This window comes from Vibrio sp. 378 (assembly GCF_033339435.1).
Map to the genome: position 1 here is coordinate 779,550 of NZ_JAWOUO010000001.1, position 20,606 is coordinate 800,155.

At 42.8% G+C, this 20,606-nt stretch carries 16 protein-coding genes; 10 read left to right on the plus strand and 6 right to left on the minus strand.

Going from position 1 to position 20,606, the window contains the following annotated elements:
* Nucleotides 1-55: 55 nt before the first annotated feature.
* Nucleotides 56-658, minus strand: a complete 603-nt coding sequence (tesA, locus tag R7Q48_RS03365; protein ID WP_005376324.1) for a multifunctional acyl-CoA thioesterase I/protease I/lysophospholipase L1 — start codon at nucleotides 656-658, stop codon at nucleotides 56-58.
* Between tesA and R7Q48_RS03370 the strand changes: the two genes are divergently transcribed.
* The 3 genes from R7Q48_RS03370 (at nucleotide 657) to R7Q48_RS03380 (ending at nucleotide 5,597) form a co-directional block, all read left to right on the plus strand.
* A complete protein-coding gene (locus tag R7Q48_RS03370; protein ID WP_047101137.1) occupies nucleotides 657-1,349 on the plus strand; it encodes an ABC transporter ATP-binding protein in 693 nt (230 codons plus the stop codon). The genes tesA and R7Q48_RS03370 overlap by 2 nt on opposite strands.
* Nucleotides 1,349-3,805 (plus strand): ABC transporter permease, encoded by a 2,457-nt coding sequence (locus R7Q48_RS03375; protein WP_256902697.1) that lies wholly within the window; start codon nucleotides 1,349-1,351, stop codon nucleotides 3,803-3,805. The genes R7Q48_RS03370 and R7Q48_RS03375 overlap by 1 nt, the downstream gene beginning before the upstream one ends.
* 352 nt (nucleotides 3,806-4,157) lie before the next feature.
* A complete protein-coding gene (locus tag R7Q48_RS03380; protein WP_170893223.1) occupies nucleotides 4,158-5,597 on the plus strand; it encodes an FAD-dependent oxidoreductase in 1,440 nt (479 codons plus the stop codon).
* 28 nt (nucleotides 5,598-5,625) lie between these two features.
* Here R7Q48_RS03380 and R7Q48_RS03385 read toward each other — a convergent pair whose 3' ends face one another.
* Genes R7Q48_RS03385 through R7Q48_RS03395 form a run of 3 tightly spaced genes read right to left on the minus strand, consistent with a single transcriptional unit; the run spans nucleotide 5,626 to nucleotide 7,996 of the window.
* On the minus strand, nucleotides 5,626-6,561 hold the full coding sequence (locus R7Q48_RS03385) for a biotin-dependent carboxyltransferase family protein (RefSeq protein WP_256902696.1): 936 nt from the start codon (nucleotides 6,559-6,561) through the stop codon (nucleotides 5,626-5,628).
* On the minus strand, nucleotides 6,558-7,241 hold the full coding sequence (locus R7Q48_RS03390) for a 5-oxoprolinase subunit B family protein (RefSeq protein ID WP_256902695.1): 684 nt from the start codon (nucleotides 7,239-7,241) through the stop codon (nucleotides 6,558-6,560). The genes R7Q48_RS03385 and R7Q48_RS03390 overlap by 4 nt, the downstream gene beginning before the upstream one ends.
* A complete protein-coding gene (locus tag R7Q48_RS03395; RefSeq protein WP_053307689.1) occupies nucleotides 7,241-7,996 on the minus strand; it encodes a 5-oxoprolinase subunit PxpA in 756 nt (251 codons plus the stop codon). The genes R7Q48_RS03390 and R7Q48_RS03395 overlap by 1 nt, the downstream gene beginning before the upstream one ends.
* Nucleotides 7,997-8,315: 319 nt before the next feature.
* Here R7Q48_RS03395 and R7Q48_RS03400 point away from each other — a divergent pair, with 319 nt between their 5' ends.
* Nucleotides 8,316-10,274: a diguanylate cyclase domain-containing protein gene (locus R7Q48_RS03400; RefSeq protein ID WP_256902694.1), complete on the plus strand. Its 1,959-nt coding sequence runs from the start codon at nucleotides 8,316-8,318 to the stop codon at nucleotides 10,272-10,274.
* Between the two features lie 54 nt (nucleotides 10,275-10,328).
* Nucleotides 10,329-11,345, plus strand: a complete 1,017-nt coding sequence (gene galE / locus R7Q48_RS03405) for a UDP-glucose 4-epimerase GalE (protein WP_005376309.1) — start codon at nucleotides 10,329-10,331, stop codon at nucleotides 11,343-11,345.
* A 335-nt stretch (nucleotides 11,346-11,680) separates the two neighbouring features.
* Here the strand turns inward: galE and R7Q48_RS03410 are convergent, their stop codons facing one another.
* The gene (locus tag R7Q48_RS03410) at nucleotides 11,681-13,819 is read right to left on the minus strand and encodes a TonB-dependent hemoglobin/transferrin/lactoferrin family receptor (RefSeq protein ID WP_053303617.1); all 2,139 of its coding nucleotides are present in this window, start codon (nucleotides 13,817-13,819) and stop codon (nucleotides 11,681-11,683) included.
* A gap of 231 nt (nucleotides 13,820-14,050) precedes the next feature.
* Here R7Q48_RS03410 and R7Q48_RS03415 point away from each other — a divergent pair, with 231 nt between their 5' ends.
* Nucleotides 14,051-14,938 carry a LysR family transcriptional regulator gene (locus R7Q48_RS03415; protein WP_256902693.1) on the plus strand — a complete coding sequence of 296 codons (888 nt, stop codon included), beginning with the start codon at nucleotides 14,051-14,053 and terminating at the stop codon, nucleotides 14,936-14,938.
* A gap of 77 nt (nucleotides 14,939-15,015) precedes the next feature.
* Here R7Q48_RS03415 and R7Q48_RS03420 read toward each other — a convergent pair whose 3' ends face one another.
* Nucleotides 15,016-17,649: a bifunctional acetate--CoA ligase family protein/GNAT family N-acetyltransferase gene (locus tag R7Q48_RS03420; protein ID WP_213898328.1), complete on the minus strand. Its 2,634-nt coding sequence runs from the start codon at nucleotides 17,647-17,649 to the stop codon at nucleotides 15,016-15,018.
* A gap of 236 nt (nucleotides 17,650-17,885) precedes the next feature.
* Between R7Q48_RS03420 and R7Q48_RS03425 the strand changes: the two genes are divergently transcribed.
* From R7Q48_RS03425 to yciH, 4 genes are all read left to right on the plus strand, one after another.
* On the plus strand, nucleotides 17,886-18,455 hold the full coding sequence (locus R7Q48_RS03425) for an SPOR domain-containing protein (RefSeq protein WP_005390018.1): 570 nt from the start codon (nucleotides 17,886-17,888) through the stop codon (nucleotides 18,453-18,455).
* A gap of 149 nt (nucleotides 18,456-18,604) precedes the next feature.
* The gene (locus tag R7Q48_RS03430) at nucleotides 18,605-19,594 is read left to right on the plus strand and encodes a D-alanine--D-alanine ligase (RefSeq protein WP_225477849.1); all 990 of its coding nucleotides are present in this window, start codon (nucleotides 18,605-18,607) and stop codon (nucleotides 19,592-19,594) included.
* 128 nt (nucleotides 19,595-19,722) lie between these two features.
* Nucleotides 19,723-20,109 carry a DUF3319 domain-containing protein gene (locus R7Q48_RS03435; protein ID WP_005376294.1) on the plus strand — a complete coding sequence of 129 codons (387 nt, stop codon included), beginning with the start codon at nucleotides 19,723-19,725 and terminating at the stop codon, nucleotides 20,107-20,109.
* 1 nt (nucleotide 20,110) lies between these two features.
* Nucleotides 20,111-20,422 carry a stress response translation initiation inhibitor YciH gene (gene yciH, locus R7Q48_RS03440; protein ID WP_005376292.1) on the plus strand — a complete coding sequence of 104 codons (312 nt, stop codon included), beginning with the start codon at nucleotides 20,111-20,113 and terminating at the stop codon, nucleotides 20,420-20,422.
* Nucleotides 20,423-20,606 lie beyond the last annotated feature (184 nt).

A 20,606-nucleotide genomic window follows, 5' to 3' on the forward strand; every position in this document is an offset into this window, starting at 1 on the left:
TTGAAAATAGATTAACGTAAAGTTACGTAAAACTTATTGAGCTAGACCATTAAAATTAGAGATGTTTAATTAATTCTTGAGCAACGAAATCAGCGATCCAAGGTTGTGCATCTGGTTTTGGGTGAAGGCCATCATCCATCATCCACTCTGGTTTGGTGACAACATGCTCTAAGAAGAATGGCATCAAGGCAACTTGTTGATGCTGTGCAAGCTTAGGGTAGATATCGTAAAACATATCGCTATAGCGCTTACCATAATTAGGTGGAACCCGAATTTGCATCATGACAACGTCCGCACCAGAATCTTTTATCATGGTAATCATTTTTGAAAGATTCGACGTAATAAGTTTAGGAGGGAAACCTCTCAGTCCATCGTTGGCACCTAACTCAATAAGTACCATGTCAGGGCTATGCTGAGTTAGCAACTGAGGTAACCGTGCTAAGCCATTGCCGGTTGTATCGCCAGAAATGCTGGCATTAATAACTGTTACATCTTGACCATGTTCTGACAACGCATCAGGGAGTAAGCTAGGCCAACTCTCTTCGATCGGCATCTGATAGCCTGCACTCAAGCTATCACCCAAGACAAGTAGCTTTTCGCTCGCATGTGCAGTAGCGGAAAAACAAAAAAATAGAACTAAGGAAAGTATACGAATCATGCAAACACCTGTACTTAATGCACCTATTGTTCAAGCCAATTTGGTTTCTAAACAAGTCTCTACTAATCAAGAACAATTAACAATCCTCAAAGACGTAAATGTTGACATCCGAAAAGGAGAAAAAATCGCCATCGTCGGAACTTCCGGTGCAGGTAAGTCAACATTGATGACGTTGCTAGCTGGTCTTGATACGCCGACATCAGGCGAAATTACTTTATTAGGTCATGAATTATCAAAACTGGACGATGAAGCACGCGCGAAAATTCGGGCTGACTCTTTAGGTTTTGTTTTCCAAAGTTTCCTGTTAATCCCGAGTTTGAGTGCATTACGTAATGTCACACTTCCTTGTCTTTTACGTGGTGAAGCCGAAGATGAAGCAAGAGCAGCGGAATTATTAGCTGCTGTTGGATTGGAAAAACGTGTCGACCATTTACCAAGCCAGTTATCTGGTGGTGAACAACAGCGAGTTGCGCTAGCGCGTGCATTTATGACACAGCCTGAGCTGTTGTTCGCAGACGAGCCTACCGGCAATCTTGACCATCAAACCGCAGACAAAGTGATTGAGCTGCTATTCGATCTTAATGAACAGCACGGGACAACTCTGATTTTAGTAACACACGATGGTCATCTAGCAAGCCGATGTGACCGTATTTATCGTATGGAGGCGGGTGAGCTTAAGGAGGAGATGTAATGTCTGCAGTATCATCAAGTGAAGCAACATCCACAGAGCAAAACAGTACAACACAGCACTCGTCGAATAAAAGTTTGATACGCTGGAGTTTCGGCGAAATAAGGCAGGGGAATCTTTGGCCTATTAGCGTTGCTCTTATTCTCGTGATTGCGAGTATCTTTGCGCTTTCTGCATTAGCAGAACGAATGGAGCAGGTGATCGTCAAGCAAGGGAAGGACGCATTAACGGCAGATGCGGTGTTTGTGTCTGCTAATCCCATTCCGGACACGTTGTTAGCCTCGACTGAAAGCCTTGAACGTTCGACGATGACACGCTTTGCCACTATGGCATTTAGCGATAATGGTATGCAGCTTATTTCTGTAAGGGCGGTGGATGATAATTACCCTTTAATGGGAGAGCTCGTTCTTGAAAATAATCCAGCCGGTCGCGTTAAAGAGAACCAACTCTGGCTTGATGAGCGGATTATGACTCAACTAAGCGTAAAGCCAGGTGACAGTGTCATGATAGGCGATGCCGAGTTTACTGTATCAGGCGCAGTATTGATGGAACCAGGCTTGAGCTTTAATCCATTTCAACAAATGCCTTCTGCATACATTCATCAAAGTGACGTAGATAAAACAGGAGCAATTCAAGTTGGGAGCCGAGTTCAATACCGTCTGTTTTTACAAGCCGATGATAAAACACTAAATAGCTTACAAGATGATACGCAGCTTTCTCCGAGCGATCGCTGGCGCACGCAAGATACTGCCAGTCGTAGTAATGAGGTTTTTGAACGCACGACGCAGTATCTGTCGTTGACCGTAGCGATTGTCATCATTATGGCGGCGACAACATTGGTTCTTACTTGTCAAAATTACGTGAACAGCCGGACACAAACTATCGCGATGTTGAAAAGTCTTGGTGCGAGTCGCCGATGGATTGAAAAGTGGTTATTTATTCAAGTCACAATCCTTCTCATTAGTGCCAGTGTCGTCGGTCTATTGTTAGGGAGCGGGCTGGAATATTTATTACGCATTCCACTCAAAGACTTATTACCCGATCCACTCCCTGGTTACGGTGTCACACCATTTTTGGTGGCATTTATCTCAGCAGTCTTGATTACGGTGCCTGCTCTCGGTATACCATTGTTAGGCTTGATTAAAACTCCCGCGTTAGAAGTGCTACAGCAGGGTAAAGCGCAACGTTCTTGGAAGCGAATGTTACTTGTTCTAGTTCCCGTTGTTCCATTGCTTTTACTGTATGCAGATAACACCTTAGTTTGGATCGTGCTCACTGGTATAGCGGTACTGTTTGTGGTACTCGCAGCCGTTAGCGTCATACTCACAAAGCTGTTTGCACGTGTGTCAACCCATCCTGCAATGAAGCTTGCGTTGAGTCGTATCAACCGGACGCCAGTAACCAGCGGTCTACAGTTTGGTGCTTTGGCATTATCTTTGATGTTGCTGTCTATCATTTGGCTTGTGCGCAGCGATATTCTCGCTGATTGGGAGAGAACCTTACCTGCAGACGCGCCAAATGTGTTCGCTTTGAACATTGGTGATTATGAGCTCGATAACTACCTAGAAACCCTAGATAAAAACGGAGTTACGCGGTCACAAGCTTATCCAATAATTCGTGGACGACTAACAGAGATCAACGGTCAAAACGTCAAAGAGGTTGAGTACGAAGGAGAAGGTTCTGACGCGATACGTCGAGAGCTAAACCTGACATGGGGAGATAGCCTACCAGAATATAATGATGTGCTTTCGGGTGAATGGACAAACAAAGGGAGTGTATCTGTAGAAGCGGATGTAGCAAATGACTTAGGCATCAAACTCGGTGATACGCTGCGCTTTGTAATAAACAGTCAGAATTACGATGCAGTAGTAGATACCATCCGTTATGTCGAATGGCGTGACATGAAGCCTAACTTTTATTTTATTTTCTCATCTGACGTGATGGCTAATTTACCTGGTTCTTACCTCATCAGTTATAGGATTGAAGAAGGAAATGAAGCGTTGTTGACGTCAATGTCACGTGCTCACCCAACGGTCTCTGTTTTAGATATCCGAACTATGGGCGAGAAAATTCAGGCTTTGATTCAGCAAATCGTATCAGCAATCACCATCCTTGCTCTTTTGGGCGTTATTGCTGGTCTGCTGCTCATCTTTACTCTACTGAGGTTAAGCTTGTCCCAACGTCAACAAGAGATTCGTTTGTATCGCACATTAGGTTCAAGTAAGAAACGGATCAACACAACCCTGTGGGCCGAGTACGGAATTATGGCGTTGATTGCTAGTGGTGTTGCGGTATTCGCTGCGGAAGTTTGTGTGGCCGCAGTCATGACATATGGGTTCGATCTCAATGCACAAATTCACCCCGAATTGTGGATAGCTTTACCGCTTGCAACATTTGTTACGTTGGCACTTGTAGTGATGAGTTTGTTGAAAAGATTGTTAACGCCAGTAAACACTTAATCGCAGCGAGTGTTATCAAGTTTGGAACACTCCATGACACTTTTATTTTAGTTATCCACAAAAACAGTGGATAACTTTTGGGATAACTAAATGGGGTAAAAAGTGGGGTGTTTCTGCAGGCTTTGCGCCATGGGTCTTACAGTGAAATTCTTATTCACATAGACACAAAAAAGTGTCTTCTTAACCATGTCGTCAAGTACTTTTTCGCAAATTTTTTCTACTTTAATGCACTTTACAGGCGCTGTTGGATATTTCGCAAACCCATGAACTTTTTGTGATTTTAATCAAGTCCAAACACGAGTAGAATTCACCGTTAGTAAAGAATTTTCCTTATAAAATTTTTAGTGAAGCAATGAAGTCTGAGTTTCCAAGTTATAAAGATAAGCATATCGCTGTTGTTGGTGGCGGTGTAGCAGGTGCAACAGCAGCAATTCATTTTGCGGAGCTGGGTTTTAAAGTTTCCGTAATAGAGAAGGGCGTATCACTAGTAAATGGTCCACCCATTTGTCATTTGCATGCTGGTGGTAATTTATATCGAGAGATTTCCGAGCAACAATGCTTAGACTTGTTAGCACAATCTATTGATACTGTTCGCCTGTATCCGCTTTCACTGAATATTCGTCCGACAATCATCGCGGTTCCTCATTCCGATGGTGGAGACCCATCCACACTAATTCCGCGATTAGAGGTTGTGAAAAGTGCTTATCAGACGCTCGTTGATAAAGATGAGAGTAATAAAGTGCTCGGCGAGCCAAGCGAATACTACAAACTGTATTCAAAAGCGGAGCTAGAAGCTCTCGCGCAACGTACTCAACCAAGTCATCCTACAGACTTCGATGAGTGGTGCATTCCTTTTGCTCAACATGCTGATCTTGAAGCGCTAAAGTATCCTGTTGTCGCAGTTCAAGAATATGGTTGGAGTGTTTTTCGCCTCGCTGCAATTGCCAACTTAACACTAGATACGCTTCCTAATGCTTCAGTCTTCACACAAGCAACGTTCAAGCAAGCCGATTGGATGGGGGAACACTGGCAACTTGGCTATGAACGTGAAGGTATCGATTACCTTATGACATGCGACTACTTGGTTAACGCGTGTGGCTTTGAAACAGGCTCAATTGACAACACAGTTGGTGCCAAGCGAGACAGGTTGGTGGAGTTTAAAGCCGCTTACGTTACGAGGTGGGCAGACTGTCAACAACAATGGCCAGAAGTTATTTTTCATGGCCCGCGTGGAACCGATAAAGGAATGGCTCAATTGACGCCTTATGGCGATGGTTACTTTCAACTTCATGGTATGACAAAAGGAATCACGCTGTTTGAAGATGGTTTAGTGGAGAGCACGAACTCATCTGCTCAACCTGAACTGCCTATGCCTTTACTCTCGAAGATCCGTAACGGCTGGAGAGAAGAAGTGTTAGAAGAGCGAACGAACAACGCCATCAAACACATGGCACAGTTCATTCCCGACTATCACTCTGCTGTAAAAGGAGGAAAAGCATTATTTGGCGCTCAGCAAATTCCCGGCACAGATCCAGTACTCAGAGCGGCAGATGTGACTTTTGAAGATAACCACTACGCGAGAATAGAGGTGGTAAAAGCGTCATCGACACTACTCGCAGCGCAAAAAATGCTTCAATTCTGGTTTGACATCGATCCTAACCAAAATGTGGAAACACAGCATCCGGTCGCTGTAAAGTGGTCCGAACAAGAGGTCGAGCAGTACGCGATTAAACTCACTCAAGAGCGAGGCTATCCACAAGCTTTAGCAGTGCGTTATGGTATGCCTGCATAATCGGCTGTGTTTGGGCTCAGTGGTTGTATTAATACCCAAAAAACTGAGCCCATTGGCACCATACTTCTTGCAAGCCTAGTCTATCTCCTTTCACAAAATTGACTTTTTGTCCGGGTTTCGCCTGTGCCAGTCTAGGTAAGTCAATACGGGCTACGCAGCCAAATTTAGGATACCCGCCAATAGTCTGGTGATCGTTGAGCAGCACAATAGGGTTACCATCGCTAGGTACTTGAATTGAACCTAATGCAATTCCCTCTGATAGGACGCCTTCGTAAGGTGGACGAATGTTATTGCCCTCAAGACGGTAGCCCATGCGATTCGAATTGGGGGAGATGATGAATGCTTTGTTATAAAATGCTTGGCGAGCCTCTTTATCAAAGTCCTCGTTCTGATAGCCTTCAATCACTCTCAACTTAATAGGTAAGTTGTAATCTGGCTTAAAACGAAACGTCATTTGCCTTGGTTTACGTTTCGGTAAGTTATGAGGGACAAAGGGAAGAATATTGCCAGCTTTCAAAGCGCCACCATTTGAATCATAACCACCTAGAGATTCTCGCGAGACGGTCGATGCGCTTCCTAAGTGCTGAGCAACATTGAATCCACCTTTAACCGCTAGGTAGGAGCGAAGTCCATTCCTTGCGACTCCGAACTGAAGCTTCTGTCCTTTTTTCAACGTAAAGTCAGACCAATTTGAAATAGGTTCACCATCTATTTTTGCATTTAAATCACCGCCACATATAGCAAGGTGGCAGTTATGCAAGGCAATAAAACAAGCGTTACCCAAAGTAATTTCAATCGCAACGCAATTGACTACGTTACCAAGCAAATGGTTGGCCCAGCTGTAAGCATAGTCGTCGACCGGCCCACCTTGAGTCACACCGACATGCGCTAAGCCAAAACGACCAAAGTCTTGAACTAAAGAGAGCGGTCCTGGCTTTTCCACCAGTAATCCACCGTAACTCATAGTACGCCTCCTAAATCGATAAACTCTTGTTTTGAAATAGCATTAAAGGTGACCTTGTCACCCACTTCAAACGGTATAAAAGGAGGAGAGTCGGAGAAGAGCTCAAGCGGGCTTTTACCAATAATGTTCCATCCGCCAGGACTATCTGATGGATAGACGGCCGTTTTAGAGTCTGCGATTCCGACACTTCCGGCCGGCACTTGAGTTCTTGGTGTGGCAAGCCTTGCCATGTGCAATTGAGTATCAACGTCAGAGAGAAATGCAAAGCCTGGAGCAAATCCAATTGCAGAAACCGCGTACTCGGTTTTCGTATGCAGGGTAATAAGATCGTCTAATGACAGACCTCGCTTTTGAAAACGAGATAGATCTAACGCGGTTTCTTCAGAGTAATATACAGGGATAGTAATGTGATTCGGCTGGGAAAGCTTAAGTGATTGAGTATCAAACTGGCTCACGATTTGTTGCAGCTCATTGACTAAGTTCTTCTCGTTGATTCGAAAAGGTAAGTAATCAATGAGAATAGTTTGATAGGAGGGGACAACGTTCATAACAATTGAAGCGAAAGTTTCTCTTATGCTGCGAGCAAGCTCTCCGACTGCATTTTCAGCAATACTCTCATCAAACTTAATGAAAATACTGCACTCGGAGATCAAAGAGATATTAAATTTCTCTTTATGCATTAATTTCCTCCAGCGTATAGGCTTTGGCGGATCTTTTGGATCAGCGCGATCGACTCTTCATTGTCACCATGAACACAAATTGTATCGGCTTCCAATAATATGTAACCGCCTGAAGCGGTTTTGACACGCCCAGAGTCAGCTAAGGTCCGGACTTGCTCAAGTATCGCGTGTTCGCTTTTTAACACGGCATTGGGCTGTGTTCTAGGAGTCAGTAAGCCGTCATCTTGGTATAAACGGTCTGCAAATGCTTCAAATAGCAAGGGAACATCATAATCGTCTGCGATTTCTAAGTATTTTTCGTTTTCCTGTGAAGCTAGGATCATTAACGGTACTTTGAACAGTGCTGCCGCCTTTACTACCGCTCTAAATATCGCATCACTTTTCATCATGTCGTTGTATAGAGCACCATGAGGCTTTATGTAACTGATGTCTGTGTATTGCGCCCGGCATAATGCTTGTAAAGCACCAACCTGATATATAACCATGTTCGTAATTTCATCACCCGTCATGCTTATGCTTCGTCTGCCAAAGCCTTGTAGGTCGGCGTAACCTGGGTGTGCGCCAATATCAACATCGTTGTCATTCGCTAGGGTGATGGTGTCGTGCATGACATTAGGGTCGGAGGCATGAAAACCACACGCGATGTTCGCCATATCAACATGGGGCATCACTTCTTCATCTGCGCCCATACTCCAAGAGCCAAAGCTCTCGCCCATATCACAGTTCAATGTAAGTTGCTGTTTATTCAATGTCATACGTTTTATTTCTACACAAGCAATGGGTTTACGATGCAGGAAAATGCATCTAGGTTCAGTGACTCACTTCATTCTTCTATCATGAAAACGAAGCTTTTTGAGCAGATAGCTGACGAAAAAGATCACGTTAGTCCATAAAGATGTTGCCGTTATTTGAGTTGATCCGAATTTTAAGGTATTTCGTTTCTTTTCTATCCAATTTTTGAGAATTTAAGGTTATTTTGCATTAGCATCGTGTTAATCTTGTCGCCCTTCATGGGTGATAGATTGCATAATGGTTCTTCTGTCATTTTTGTGGTTGTCTGCGACAGGAATATATATGTCATTACGAGCGAAGCTTATTTGGCCTCTTCTAGTCTTTTTAACGGCTATCTTTGTTATCTCAAAAGGTTACACCTCGTATACTGTATACCAATCGTCTAAGCATGAACTGGTCGAGCAGACAAGAAAGTTGATTAACAACGTTTCTTTCTCAATTAAAGATGCGCTCACGACAAAGGACAAGCAAAAAGCTCAAACTATTCTCGCCAACTTTTTAAACCAGCCAAATGTAACGCGGGTCAAACTTTATGACCAAGATCATCAACCATTCGCTGTTATGGAGATAAGTGGGGCACTAGCACCCGTTCCAAGTCAAACCGAAAGAAGTAGGTTGCACGCTCTAGGCTATGCCTTATCAACCAAATTTCTTTATGTTCTAGAGCCGATTATCCATGATGGTTATGTCATTGGTAGCATGAGAGTTACGCTTTCTCATCGCCCAATTGTAGAAGCCATACAATCTTTACTTCAAGATGGCGCTTTACTTCTTCTGTTTCTGATCGCTGGTGGCACTGTTTTTTACATAAGTATCGAGAGGCTTGTTCTCAAGCCCGTTATGGAGCTTAGCCGCGTAATAGAGAATGTGACACACGGACGAAGCACGGAAAATCAAGCACGCTATTACGCCAACGATGAAATTGGAGAGCTCGCGAGATCTTTCAATCAAATGATGAACAGGTTAACAGTACGTGAGAAGCAGCGGCAACATTCACTAGACACACTAGAACAAAAGCGCGCATTTTCAGAAGAGGTTATCGAATCTGTTCAGCATGCATTAGTTATTACAGACAATTCCGGACGTGTTATTCATTGTAATACGGCGACCCAGCAAATATTTCAAAAAAAATTAGATGAACTTAAATATGCCAATATTCGTGATCTAATTAAAACCAAAACACCGAATGAGCTGAGTCAGATCCTGAGTCGAGGCCTAGAGTGCGATGATATTCACCTCAAAAATGCAGATAACGAACAGCAGTTGAGCCTAACCAGTCGTCGCCTCTCGACACATGAATACTTACTGTTTTCGATTCAAGATATCACCGAAATTGAAGAAGCCATAAACCGGCAACGTGTTGCGGGACGCGTTTTTGAAAGCAGCCAAGATGGTCTCATTGTTCTTAATCATCGCGGTGTCATTACGATGGCAAACCCTGCCGTCACTAAGTTAGTCGGCTTAGAGGTGGATCAGCTTATTGGGAAGTCATTCATCCAAACGCTAAAGTGGCGCAAGTTACAGGAAATGATGCCTAGTATCATCGAGTCGATAGAAAATTATGGCGTTTGGCAAGGTGAAGTTATCGAGAAGAACCATATTGGTCAGTTTGTACCGATGTTTGCTCGAGTCAATCGTATCGTTAAGTGTGAAGACTATGGTTTCTATGATCTGGTTATTGTTCTTACCGACCTTTCCGGCGCAAAAGAGATGGAACGATTAGAGCATTTAGCTCATCACGATGCTTTAACGGGGTTAGCCAATCGATCTAAGTTCCATTTAGAGTTGGAACAACTAGTACAACGCTCTGGATACTTGCGTGACGAATTTGCAGTTTTGTACCTCGATCTGGATGGATTTAAAGAAGTTAACGATACCTACGGTCATGATGCAGGTGATGAAGTTTTGAAAAAAGTTTCCGAACGTCTAACATCTGCGACGAGACATAGTGATTTAATCGCAAGACTTTCTGGTGATGAATTTGTCATGTTGGTTAATCCCGCCAATCAAAAAGTGGTCACCCGAATAGCAGAACAGTTGCTCGAGAGCATATGTGCTCCAATTGAGTACAAAGGTCACTTACTCAAAGTTGGCGTTAGTATCGGCGTAAAATTAGTCGGTGTAAATGAGCGCGATGCTACTCGAGTTTTAAAAAGTGCGGATACGGCAATGTATCAAGCAAAGAAAGCCGGGAAAGGCCAAGCAATATTAATGGGATGCGAATTACAAGAGACAGTTTAAATCGTAACGTCAAAGCTTTAAACTAACTCAATTCGCGTCAGAAGGAATAATAAAATGAAAGTACTCGTTACGGGTGGTATGGGCTATATCGGTAGTCATACGTGTATTCAAATGATCGAAGCTGGCATGACGCCAGTGATTCTAGACAACCTGTACAACAGTAAATCTACGGTATTAGATCGAATTGAAAAGGTATGTGGTGTAAAGCCAACCTTCATTAAAGCCGATATCAGAGATAAATTGGCGATGGTAGAAGCACTAAAGTCGCACAATATTGAAGCTGTTATCCATTTTGCAGGTTTAAAGGCCGTCGGTGAGTCTGTAGCAAAACCTTTAGAGTATTACGACAACAACGTTAATGGCACTTTAGTATTGGTTGATGCAATGCGTGAAGCCGGAGTTAAATCGTTGGTATTTAGTTCATCAGCGACTGTATACGGTGATCCTGCTTCTGTACCCATCACTGAGGACTTTCCAACTAGCGCAACTAACCCATATGGGCGCAGCAAATTAATGGTAGAAGAGTGTTTAACCGACTTCCAAAATGCGAACCCTGACTGGAGCATTACACTTCTTCGTTACTTTAACCCGGTAGGTTCACATCCAACAGGCGAGCTAGGTGAAGATCCTCAAGGTATTCCAAACAACTTAATGCCGTTTGTTTCTCAAGTTGCGGTAGGGCGCAGAGAGTTCCTTTCTGTGTTTGGTAGTGATTATCCGACCAAAGATGGCACAGGCGTACGTGATTATATTCATGTAATGGACTTATCCGATGGTCACGTTGCTGCATTAGAAAAAGTAGGTAGCAAAGCTGGCCTTCATATCTATAACCTCGGTACTGGTAACGGCTACAGTGTACTGGACATGGTGAAAGCATTTGAAGCCGCAAGTGGTAAAGATGTCCCATACCAACTTGTTGAGCGTCGTCCAGGTGATATTGCAGAGTGTTGGGCGGATCCATCAAAAGCGATGAATGAGTTAGGTTGGAAAGCAACTCGCACTCTAGAAGAAATGACTGGCGATACATGGCGCTGGCAGTCTACTAACCCTCAAGGTTATCCAGATGCCTAATCTTTAATTTACATAATAGTAACAAAAAGGCGCGTGATTGCGTCTTTTTTGATCCAAATCGGAAAAAATCGTAAATTACTGGTTAAAAGGTAGCAAGTATATATAGAGCTGTTAAACTATGCCCGACTCTTAATTTGGGTTATAAATATTCTCGTAGCTATTGGGGTAGTTCATGGAACTCGGTCTGATCATCACTTTCATCATTGCAGCAGCAGTAATGGTGAAAAAAGAGATGGCAAAACAGTAAACTTTCATTTTTCATACTTTTCTTTACATTTTTGAAATGAAAGCCATAAAAAAAGCCAGCATTACGCTGGCTTTTGTGTTTTTAAGGTTTAGAACTCGTATTTAACACTAATGTTATAATTACGCTCAGCTTGCGTTTTGTCTCGACTTAACTCAGTCTTACCGCGAACATCGTTCCAAAGATGGTATTCTTCATTCGTTAGATTCATAACACCAGCACGAATGGTTATATCTTTCATTGGTTTGTAGTACGCCGTTAAGTCAACGACTGTCGCAGACGGCAAAGCAACTTGGTCTTTGATTCCGCCTTTATCACCATCTGAGTTGATATCACTGTTCGATTTCTTAGCCGTGTAGTTTACTTTTAGGCTTGTCCCCCAAAGTGCATTTGGTGAATCGTAATTTACAGCAGCTACGGCATTCCATGGGTTTACACTGTTCAAAGGATTACCATCACCATCTTCACCTTCTGTGTATGCTGCAACAAAGCGAGTTGTCACGCCTGATGGAAGACCAGCAATGGCATGCCAATCAAGACGGTTAGAGAGCTCAACCCCTTTAATGTTTGCTTCACTAATATTGATATTTGTGAATTCAGTTAAACCACCATTGTTTGATGACGTTTGCTCAATAAAGTCACTGTAATCACTGTAGTAGAACGCTACTTCAGTTGCAGACGCTGCAGTGTTATGACGGTAACCAAGTTCATAAGACAAACTCTTTTCAGATCCCAAATTTGGGTTAGGGCGGTTGGTATAGCCATGAGCCGGATTATCGTAGGTGTAGTAAAGCTCGTCGAACGATGGCGCTCGGAACCCTTGGCTCACTTGCGCGAAGATCGTGCCAGGTTGCGATACAGAGTAAGTTGCTCCTAAACGACCAGTTAATGCAGAGTCGCTAAACTTCTCGAATGACTCTTCAGAAGTATTTGAAGGATTAGTAGAGAAGTAATCGTAACGCACACCTGGAGTCAGAATTAGCTTGTCATTAAGAAGCGAAATTTCATCTTGCAAGAATAAACCAAAGCTTTCTTCTTTTGCATCCGGTGTGTAAACGTAAACAGTATCTGGCGTGCCAGGATCGGAATTAAACTCGCGATTGGTATTACTGATGTCACTATGTTTGTACGATATTCCGTAAACAATATAGTGATTTTGAATCTCTTTATCTAACTGAGTTTCGAATTCAAATTTGTCTTCAGTATATTCGTAATCTTTTTTCTGTTGGTTGTCACCACTAGGCGGTACGTAAGGTGGGTAACCTGGGCTGGCTTCGATAAAGCGATTAGACACGCCGTTTTCTTCTTTACCAATCCATGTAAGCTTGGACGTGATCGTATCCGAGATAGCTGCATCTGCAAACCAAATGTGCTTGAGCCCAATGCGATTTTGCTTGGTTGTGTCTTCAGCGTTGAAGTTTTTGTAACTTTTATGTGCGATCTCTGAGTCAGTCTCGTTGTAAATAACTTCTCCCAAGAACTCCAAGCGATGAGCGTCATTCAATTGAGATTGAAGTTTTACCAATAGATCGTTTTTGTAATAATCTTGGTTGTCCACAGAATAGTTATCGTAAGGCGCCTTAGAGAAATTTTGTAGCTCTGCACCATCACGGCGTGTAAAGGCTATAAGTGCTTCTGTATTACCGAAACGCTTTGCTAAAGCTACATGCTCACTAAAAGAGTTATCTTCCGATGAATAAGAGAGTTTAGCTTGACCGCCAAAGTCTTTACCATCTTTGAGGAAATCCTTCGGATCTTTTGTTTCGAATGCGACAACACCGCCAATTGCATCACTACCATGTAGGCTAGAAGCTGCTCCTTTAACAATTTCGACACTCTTTAGCATATCGGGGTCGACAGTAACAGCACTAGAATTGATAAACGAATATGGTCCACCGCTGAATACACCTGGTTGAGATGCACCGTCTACTAAGATTTTAACTCGTTTACCTTCCATCCCGCGAATGTTAATACTTTGGACGCCTTGGCGTTGAGTGCCATTAACAGTAACACCTGGCGTATACTCGAATAGATCATTCAAGTCCTTTACCATGTTTTCTTCGATGTCTTTCTCTGATACAACAGCAACAGAAGCAGCAACAGTGTTTATGGTTTGGTTGGTACGGGTGGCCGACACAACGACTTCTTCAAACTTAGAAGCTTCTTCCGCATAAGCAGTATGGGAAAGGGCAACTAAAATGGAGGCTGACAAAATTGATTTTTTATACATTGGCTTCAATACCTTAGATCCATAATAGGTAACAACACGCGGATATTAATGGATCTAAATGGTAATTACTATCATTACCATTGTCATTTATTAATTTGTATTGAATCTTCTTCTTAGGCTATGAGCATTCCTAGTCTTTAGTTATCAATATGTTATATTATTTGTCGTTAGTTCTTGATAAGTTCATCCAAATACAACGAATGTGATGAATATCACATTAAGAGAGGCCATGTGCAGAGTCCAATTACGTTAGAAGCACTCCATATTCTAGATGCTATTGATCGAAGAGGGAGTTTTGCTGCTGCTGCGAATGAGTTAGACAGAGCCCCGTCATCGCTGAGCTATCAAATCCAGAAACTCGAGCAAGACTTAGACATTATTATCTTCGATCGCTCTGGTCACAAAGCCCATTTTACTGAAGCAGGTAAGCTTATTCTTGAAAGAGGAAGAGCCATTTTACAAGCCAGTGAAAAGTTAGTGAACGATGCAACGTTATTGGCGAATGGCTGGGAACTGGATATTACCATTGCCTTCGATGGCATTATTCCTATATCCAACTTTTTCCCGATGGTTGATGCGCTGGCCGAGGTCAGCTCAACTCGAGTCAGGCTGCAAGAGGAGATTCTGGCTGGTAGCTGGGAGTCGTTGAATTCGGGGAGAGCTGATTTACTGATTTGCCCATCACTGGATACGCTTCCTCAAGAAGTTAAGTCAGAAAAAATTGGTAAAATGAGTATGTATTGGGTAGCTTCCGCTGATCACTATGTTCACAAGCGTAGTGGTAAGTTTGATGAAGCAGCGCGAGAAAAGTATCGGATTATTGCTATTGCAGATACCGCACGTGAGCAACCAGCGCTCTCAATTAATATCATTCAAAAACAGCCTCGCTTGACCGTCACCAACTTTACGGCAAAAGTAGAAGCGCTCACTGCAGGTTTAGGTATTGGTACATTACCAAGCCAAATTGCACAACCTCTTATTGATAGTGGTGTATTGAAACGAATCGAAGGCACTGAAGAACAGCCGATGGATATTATTTTGGCATGGCGCCGGAACACTATGGGTGAGGCAAAATCCTGGTGTATTCAGTACTTAAAAAAGAATTGGAAACTAAAGTAACAACGTAACTTTTACTTCTTAGATTCCCATTGATTACCGAATGTAAGAAGTAAAAGTCATCGCTAATGCTGCGCTTTTCAATTTAAAGGGAGCACCATATCTGCCGTACCGTCTGCAAACTGGACATCGATCTCAAACCCCAAGTTCTGAGCCAACATCAACATCCCTCTGTTTGTTGGCATGGTCATTCCAGACATTTGCTTTGTGCCTTTAACTTTGCAATAGCTGATTATTTTCTGCATCAGCACTTTGCCTAAACCTTTTCCTTTCAAATCTGAACGAACCAAAATAGCAAACTCAGCGTCACTATTGTCTGGTGTAATCAATGCGCGGGCTACCCCTATGATAGACGGTCCGTCAGTATTAAACGCTACCGCAACAAACGCCATTTCGCGGTCGTAGTCGATTTGAGTAAAGTTTGCCAAAGCCTCATGGTTGAACTCTCCAACTTCAGAAAAGAAACGCTTATAGAGATCTTCTTTCGATACGCTATTAATGAATTGAGCATGCAGCGGCTCATCCTCTGGCAAGATAGGGCGAAGCAGGATAGGTTGGCCATCTCGAAGCGTCACCGTTTCGACAAACTCTGCCGGGAAAGGGCGAATCGCTAGCCGTTTTTGGGCGTCTCCTTCGTACTTACACAGTGTGACATCTGCATCAAGGATAGTTAAATCGCTTCCGGACACTAGCACTGGATGGATATCCAGCTTTTGTATTTCTGGTAACTCAACTGCCATTTGGGAGATACGAACCAAGAACTTCGACAACTCAGTAATATCGAGCGCATCTTTGTGTTTCTGCAGGCGAATCTTTCCAGACTTTAGGGCAACAACGACAAGGTAGCGCGCAAGCGTCATGTTCAAAGGAGGAAGTGCAGCGACGGCATCTTGGGCGATATTCCACTCAGAGCCGCCTTGACCAAGCAAGATCACTGGTCCAAAGACTTTATCTACTGCAATACTAATCCGTAGCTCTTCAGCGCTGCCGAGCTTTGCCATCCCTTGTACTAACAGCCCATGTACATTGGCGGAAGGGTAACTGAGCTTTACGGTATCTAAAATGGATAGCGCTGCGTTGGAAACTTCTCGACTGTTTCTTAAATTTAGAGCAACACCGTGAACATCCGATTTATGAGGAATGTCTGGAGAACGCAATTTTACCGCAACAGGATATCCAATATTTTCTGCCATATGAACAGCTTCAATGTCGTCAGATGCAATCCACGTAGGCAAAACGTTAAACCCGAACAGCTTAAATAATGGGCTGGTTTGATGCGTATCTAAGGTGACTGTATTTTTATCCAGTAGTCGTTCATTTGCCCACTCTTTTGCTGAACTCACACTTCCAGAATGTAATGGCTCTGCCGTCGTTGGCGTTTCCATTAGTTGTTTCTGGTTTCGTCTGTATTCGACCAAGTGCATGTATGCTACAACCGCACTTTCAGGTGTTCTATAGGTTGGAATACCCGCTTGAGTAAATGCCAGTCGCGCTTCTCTCGACGTTTGTTCTCCTGACCAGTTGGTCAAGATATTAAAATGCTTATGCCGAGGGTGAGATTTGATTGCATTAATAACGGCTTGAGCAGTTTCAAGAGGATCAGAAACAGCAGAAGGACTATGCATAATCAATATCGCATCTGCACAGTCGTTATTCATCAGTGCGTTAATGGTATCAATATAGCGTTTTTGGGTTGCGTCACCAGACAGATCAATCGGATTTCGAGCACGCCAGTTGGATGGAAGTACTGCTTGTAATTGCTCAATGGAAGCGTCATCAAGCGTTGCGAGTTGGCCACCACGTTCAATCAAAGTATCAACGGACATAACAGCAGGGCCGCCGCCATTGGTGATGATCGCTAAACGCTCTCCACGAAGTGGCACAGAATGCGTGAGTGTTTCTACCGCGGCAAAAAGCTCATGCGTATTGCTGACTCGTAACATACCAGTTCTGCGAATAGCAGAATCGTAAATTACGTCAAGTGTATCTCCGTCTTGCTGCTCAAAAGTATTCATCTCTTTAGAGCGGCCCGCTTTTAGCACCAATATACGTCGGTTACGTGAAGCGGCGCGCGCAGCAGACATAAATCGGCGAGCGTCTTGGATATTATCAACATAAAGCAGAATAGCTTCAGTGTTTCCATCCATACTCAAATAGTCGAGCAAATCTGCAAAATCGATATCTTGTCCGCGCCCAATCGAAATGAACGAAGAAAAACCAATGTTCTTATCATTTGCCCAGTCTAAAACCGTGGTACAAACCGCCGCGGATTGTGAGATGAAAGCAATTTTTCCGGGTTTAGCTGCAACAGGGGAAAACGTGCAGTTAAAATTGTGCCAAGGAAGGATGATACCTAAGCTGTTTGGGCCTAAGACTCGAATGTTCAATGATGAGATATCTAAAGGATTAGGGTCATCAGAGATAACAATCGCAAACGGTGTGCCTCTCTCATCTAGCTCTTTAAGCAATTGCTCGTTACGTGAAACGTTCGTACACAAAATTGCAATATCTGGCGTATAGGGCAGGGAAGCTACATCAGGGTAAGCGATCACGCCAGATACGGCTTTATATCGCGGCGTTACTGGCATAATCGCGCCACCAAATCCACTTTGTAGAAGGTTGCGCATCACAACATGTCCTGCTCGCAATGCTTTTTGAGATGCCCCAATAACGGCCACAGAGTTGGGTTTAAAGAGTTTATGTAGTTTATTCATGCTGACTCCTGGCCGTTTGTAAGTCACGTTGGCTTCTCGGTTTCATATCAATCATAAACGAATAATTTACTGATAAAACATTTTCAGACCAGACATTGCAGAAAATGTGTACGATGCTTATGGAGTTTGTGTTATTCATCACATCAAAATCACAGATTATTGTATTTGATGCTTGATAAACGGCCCTGCTATCGGCATGATTTATCGTAATATTTATCCAGAGCATTTGTTACTTCATGAAAAAAATCGCAATCATCGGCTTGTCAGTTCTGCTTTCTGCTTGTGCATCTGAAACTTACATCACGGATGTGACCTCAGAAAGTTACCGAGAGGACTACAAATCAGATCGTATCTCTAAACCAATTATGGCGTCTGAAAACGCTGTAGTAGAAAAAGACGTACAACCAACTGTTGTGAAAATGACGGCAAAGCCTGAAGAAAAGAAAGTAGTCAAGCTAACGCCAAAAGAGCAGGCGAAGCCAGTTAAGATCGTACCACCAAGTAAAAAGCAAGCTGGCATTCAACGATTCGGCTATACCATTCAAGTCGCAGCTGTGGGTAGCCAAGCTAAAGTCGATCAGTTTGCAAATAAGCTGCCACAGAACGGTCAGCCAATTTGGGAAAACTACAAAGTTGTAAACGGTACTAAGTGGTTCTCAGTTTTATACGGAGACTACGCAACAAGCGCAGAAGCCAAGCAAGCGATTTCGACTTTGCCAGCTCAATTTCAGCAGTTAAGACCATTTGTTAAAAGCATTGATGCAATCAAAAACTCAGCTTACCCAACGCTTAACAAATTAAATTAACACATCAAATAAGGGAGCGAATAGCTCCCTTATTTATTTGCTCAAATCCTATTCGAACAACATTCCTCACATTAAAATTACTGTACGTCACACTTCAAAGGTTTATCATAATAAATAGTATCTTTTGTAGGTCACGGAAAGATGGATTCATGATTAAAAATATTCTTTTACTATGCGGCGGTGGCTCTTCTGAGCACGAGATTTCATTATTGTCTGCAAACTTTGTCGAACAACAACTAAATCTTATTGAAGACGTTCACGTTACACGCGTAGAAATAAAAAACGAAGGTTGGATGACCAACCAAGGTGAGTTGGTTTACTTGGATCTCAATACCAAGCAGTTGTGCTCAAGTGAATCTAATCAAACCATTGATTTCATCGTGCCTTGTATACATGGTTTTCCTGGCGAAACAGGCGACATTCAATCTCTGTTTGAAATCGCAGGTATTCCTTATCTTGGCTGCGGGCCAGAAGCGAGTAGCAATAGTTTCAATAAAATCACATCTAAGCTTTGGTACGACGCTATTGGCATACCCAATACGCCATACTTATTCTTAACGCGAAACGATGAAGAAGCTCACGTTCAAGCTCATAAAGCCTTTGAAAAGTGGGGAAAAGTTTTTGTTAAAGCCGCTCGCCAAGGCTCTTCCGTTGGCTGTTACAGTGTCACAAAAAAAGACAAGCTTTCTAATGCAGTAAATGATGCTTTTGGGTTTTCTGACCAAGTGTTGGTTGAGAAAGCAGTAAAACCTCGAGAACTTGAAGTTGCTGCATATGAGATGAATGGCCAACTACATATCACTAAGCCAGGCGAGGTCATCGCGCCTGATGGTGCTTTTTACTCGTACGATGAAAAGTACAGCAGTTCAAGTCACTCGCTCACAGAAGTTGAGGCGAAGAATCTAACTCAAGTACAATTAGATTCCATCCAACACGCGTCAGAGACGGTATTTAAACAAATGAATCTTCGTCATTTATCTCGTATCGACTTTTTCCTAACGGAAGATGATGAGATTTATTTAAACGAAGTAAACACATTTCCAGGAATGACTCCGATCTCAATGTTCCCTAAAATGCTTCAAAACAACGGGCACAAATTTCATGAGTTCTTGGAAGATTGTATAAACAGTGCAAAGTGATTAACGTTATCGAGACGCGTTTTATGATACAAGTTGTTTTCTAGAGCAAGGATTATTCAAGCCGTATTTGAATATTGCTCAGTAGCAATTATGATTATATCAACGCATTAAACAGATGACTCAGTGGTATGGCGATTTCAAATTATAGAGGTTTTAACCTGCAGTCAGTCGGATCAGATGGCAGTGTTTGGAAGGTTAAAATCAAGAACCACGTTTTACAGGGCAGTTTGACGGCGGTAAAGAAAAGCATTGATTGGTGGTGTGACACCGCATCGATTATTGATCCCAAAGAGTTTGCTTCACTCGGACAAAGAGTGCAGCAAACTGGTGTTGCAAAATCAGAGGTCTTTAACGGCTATACTATTCAAAACGATACAGGCCAACCTAACTCTTGGTACTGTATGTTTAATGGTAAACTGATTAAGGGCAGTAAAGCCGCTATTCAACGCCATATCGAAGCTTATTTGGTTGCAAAGCAAAAAGCGATGCAAGCTCAACAACAAAAGAAACAATAGAATGACTCTGGTATATTCAACAGAAACCGGTCGAATTAAACCGGAAGAAGAAAAAGTATCTCGCCCTAAAGGCGATGGTGTTGTTCGGATTCAGCGCCAAACGAAAGGCCGTAAAGGTAAAGGCGTATGCATTGTTACAGGTTTAGACTTGGATGATGCACCTTTAAAGTTATTAGCGGCAGAACTCAAAAAAGTCTGTGGCTGTGGTGGCTCTGTAAAAGATGGCAATATCGAGATTCAAGGTGATGCTAGAGACAAGATCAAGGCACATCTTGAAAAGAAAGGCATGACAGTCAAATTAGCCGGTGGCTAATTTAATATTTCCAGTAAACAAAAATGGCGTCTAAAGAAATAGACGCCATTTTTTATAAGTTGCTAATTGAAGAGCAAGCAATCGTAGATTGATAGATCGATATTAGCTATTTTATGGTAAATAACCATTATGTTTAATGCTCACAGTAAGGCCCTTAAATTTAAAATCTGCAGGGGAATAGGAG